Genomic DNA, 1,325 nt, shown 5'->3' with positions numbered 1-1,325 from the left:
CACTAGTGTCCCGTTAAGGACTTTTTGAATTCTCGTAAGTTATTGGCAACCAATGGAATAAGCACTGTTAAAATTTTTATCGATTTGAACGCGTAGTTTACCAGTGTGTACGCGGTTCAACAATCTAAAAATAGACGTAATCATGAACACTGGTCGGCTCATTTTTTCTCAGCTTATGGACGTAGTTCCCAAATATCAATTTCGCAAAATTGTCGCTGCCCACAAAGGCGATTATCGGGTCCGCAGGTTTAGCTGCTGGAATCAATTGCTCTGCCTGTGTTTTGGGCAGCTTACGTTTCGGGAGAGCCTACGAGACCTGACTGCTACCCTCGGTGCTCTCGGTTCCCAGCGGTATCACATGGGAATCACAACCGATGTGGCCCGGAACACGTTTGCTCGAGCAAATGCCAATCGGCCTTGGCAGATATACCACGATCTGGCCATGCTGCTGACCGACCAGGCTCGTCGGCTCTACCAGGAAGATTCCGATCTGGAGCAGGTGGCTGAGTCGGTGTATGCTCTGGACTCGACGACCATCGACCTATGCTTGTCGCTGTTTCCCTGGGCCAAGTTTCGGTCCCGCAAAGGAGCCATCAAATTGCACACGTTAATGGACCTGGAGGGTGCTATCCCCACTTTTGTCCATATTTCCGATGGTCGGTTGCACGATGTAAATGTTCTGGATATGATTCCCATCATGGCCGGGAGCATTTATATCATGGACCGGGGCTACCTGGATTTCGAGCGACTCTACAGTCTGCACCAAGCCGACGGAAAGTTTGTGATCCGGGCTCGGAAGGGCCTGCGGTTCTACCGTAAATTCTCGGTTCCAGTCGACCGCCGGAGCGGGTTGCAGTGTGATCAGCGGATCCGTCTGACCGGTCCCCAATCCAAGCGTCGCTATCCAGTGGAGCTACGCCGAGTGCATTTGATTGACAATGAACATGGGCAGGATCTGGTCTTACTTACCAATGTACTTGAAGGCTCAGCTGGGCAGATTGCCGAGTACTACCGACAGCGCTGGCAGATCGAACTGTTCTTCAAATGGATTAAGCAGCACCTGCGCATTAAAGCGTTCTACGGGCAAACCCCGAACGCCGTGAAGACCCAGATTTGGACAGCGATCTGCACATACCTGATCATTATAATAGTCCAAAAATCCAATCATTTTAACGTCAAATTACACGCTATGATGCAAGTTCTGAGTGTCACCATATTGCAGCGTATGTCCCTTAAAGAGCTATTTTCTGACCAAACACTCAGCGATATTGAGGCCCAATCCCGTAACCAATTGGGACTCTTCGACTTTTAACGGGACACTAATG

Annotated in this window: 1 protein-coding gene; it reads left to right on the top strand. The window is 49.8% G+C overall.

Annotated elements, in window-relative coordinates:
* Positions 1 to 142 precede the first annotated feature (142 nt).
* Positions 143 to 1,312: an IS4 family transposase gene (locus tag ACG2F4_RS19300; RefSeq protein ID WP_395262579.1), complete on the top strand. Its 1,170-nt coding sequence runs from the start codon at positions 143 to 145 to the stop codon at positions 1,310 to 1,312.
* The last annotated feature ends 13 nt before the right edge of the window (positions 1,313 to 1,325 follow it).

Source organism: Halalkalibaculum sp. DA3122 (assembly GCF_043951865.1).
In the GTDB taxonomy this organism is placed as follows: domain Bacteria; phylum Bacteroidota; class Rhodothermia; order Balneolales; family Balneolaceae; genus JAMQKA01.
This window is presented reverse-complemented; position numbering and strand designations above follow the sequence as displayed.